The organism is Xenorhabdus bovienii (genome assembly GCF_024721015.1).
In the GTDB taxonomy this organism is placed as follows: Bacteria; Pseudomonadota; Gammaproteobacteria; order Enterobacterales; family Enterobacteriaceae; genus Xenorhabdus; species Xenorhabdus bovienii.
On sequence record NZ_JANAIF010000315.1, the window covers coordinates 1 to 509 of the forward strand.

Genomic DNA, 509 nt, shown 5'->3' on the forward strand with positions numbered 1-509 from the left:
TGTATCCCGAGGTGACGGGCGGTGATATTTCGCTGGAGGTACTGAGGACAATGGCGTTTTCTGCCAAACCGTGGCCGTTGATTGAGGGCACAGGCATGATCTACGGCATGTTTGTCATTGACAGCCTGACCGAAAGCCGTACAGAATTTTTCGCCGATGGCAAGGCCAGACGGATTGAGTTTACTTTGTCACTTAAGCGGGTGAGCGAAGATATCCGGGAGGTGTTGAGTATTGTCACGGCCGATGATTTGCTGGGTCTGGCAAAAACAGCATTAAGATAAGGGGCGTTCAGCCCCTGATTGCTATTCTGGCGCTTTAGGCCAGTCAATTCTAGGTGCTGCTGAACAGTCTACACGATTCAATAGTACCCGGTATTTTTTCCACCCTGTCAGTGATTCTCGCTCACTATCTATTGCCATTTTTAGGTCTACAGCATCCTGTAACGGCGCGATAGCGTTTGATGCCTGTGACATCAGGTATTGTTTTTTCCGCTCTGCCCGTTGCTGTAA

General features: G+C 49.5%; 2 protein-coding genes. One reads left to right on the plus strand and one right to left on the minus strand.

What is annotated here, in order from left to right; all coding sequences use genetic code 11:
• Nucleotides 1-281, plus strand: a 281-nt coding sequence (locus NXS07_RS22580; protein WP_258087602.1) for a phage tail protein, incomplete at its 5' end; no start/stop codon positions are given.
• Between the two features lie 21 nt (nucleotides 282-302).
• Here NXS07_RS22580 and NXS07_RS22585 read toward each other — a convergent pair.
• Nucleotides 303-509: tail fiber assembly protein (locus NXS07_RS22585; RefSeq protein ID WP_258087603.1), on the minus strand; the 207-nt coding region annotated here is incomplete at its 5' end.